The organism is Micromonospora sp. D75 (assembly GCF_018070405.1).
In the GTDB taxonomy this organism is placed as follows: domain Bacteria; phylum Actinomycetota; class Actinomycetes; order Mycobacteriales; family Micromonosporaceae; genus Micromonospora; species Micromonospora chalcea.
Genome location: NZ_JAGPXV010000990.1, coordinates 1 through 1316, shown reverse-complemented (window position 1 = coordinate 1316; position 1316 = coordinate 1). Strand labels below are relative to the sequence as shown.

At 76.9% G+C, this 1316-nt stretch carries 1 protein-coding gene; it reads right to left on the bottom strand.

Annotation, left to right across the window (positions count from 1 at the left end; all coding sequences use genetic code 11):
- The coding region (locus KBX39_RS31370; protein ID WP_247660799.1) for a BTAD domain-containing putative transcriptional regulator at positions 1–1316 on the bottom strand (1316 nt) is incomplete at both ends.

Genomic DNA, 1316 nt, shown 5'->3' with positions numbered 1-1316 from the left:
ACCAGGTTGGCCTCGGCCAGGCCGGTGACCGCGTCCGCCGCGCCCGCCTCGTCGTCGAGCAGGACGGCGGGCAGCCACGGCGGCGCCCGGTCGAGGTCCAGCACCGCGAACCGGCGCAGCAGCCGGCGGACCGGCTCGTCCAGCGCCACGTACGCCGAGTGGAACGCCGCCCGTACGCTGCGGTCGGCGCGGGCGAGATGGTCCAGCCGGTGCGAGAGTTCGGCGAGCTGCGCCGCCGCCTGCCGCAGCGACAGCACGCCGGGTATCGCCAGCCGGGCGCCCGCGATCCGCACCGCCAGCGGCAGCAGCCCGCAGTGGTGGACGACGTCCGACGCGGAGCCGGGCTCGGCGGCGACGCGGTCCGGGCCGATGATGCCGGCCAGCAGCCGCAGCGCGTCCGCCTCGGGCAGCGGCTCCAGCCGCAGCTGGTGGGCGCCGTCGACGTCGACGAGCGCGCGCCGGCTCGTGACCAGCACGACGGTGTCCGTACCGGGCAGCAGGGGGCGCACCTGCGCCGCGTCGGCCGCGTTGTCCAGCAGCACCACTCCGGGCCGCTCGGCCATCGCGCCCCGGAACAGCGCGGCGCGTTCCTCCAGGTCCGCGGGGATCTGGGCGCCGGGCACGCCGAGCGCCCGCAGGAACCGCCCGAGCACCTCGACCGGGGGCGCCGGATGGTCGTGCCCGTTCAGGTCGACGTAGAGGTGCGGACCGGGGTACGCCGGGCCGAGCTGGTGGGCGATCCGGACCGCGAGGGTGGTCTTGCCGACGCCGGGCAGGCCGCTGATCGCCGTCACGGCGACCGCCGGCCGCTCCGGAAGCCACTCCAGGACCGCCGCGATCTGTTCCTCCCGGCCGACGAAGTCGGTTAGGCCGGCCGGAAGCATCCGGACCGGCGGGCGCGCGGCCCCGTCCGGCCCGGCGGCACCGTGTTGTGCGGCGGCACCGTGTTGTGCGGCGATTCCGTGTTGTGCGCCGGCGGCCGGGCGCGGTCCGGCGGCGGGCGGGTGGTCCGGCGGCGCGACGGCCGGCCCCGCGTCGGGCGACGACCGGAGGCTGGGGTCGTTGCGCAGGATCAGGTCGCGCAGCCGGATCAGCTGGGCCGTGGGGTCGATGCCGAGCTCCTCGGCCAGGCGGCGGCGCAACTGGTCGAACCGGTCCAGCGCCTCGCCCTGCCGGTCCGCCAGGTAGAGGGCCCGCATGAGTTGACCCACGAGCGACTCCCGCCACGGGTACGCCTCGACCAGCTCGGTGAGCCGGCCGATCACGCTGTCGTACCGGCCGAGGACCAGCTCCAGGCCGAGGCAGCGCTCGACCAC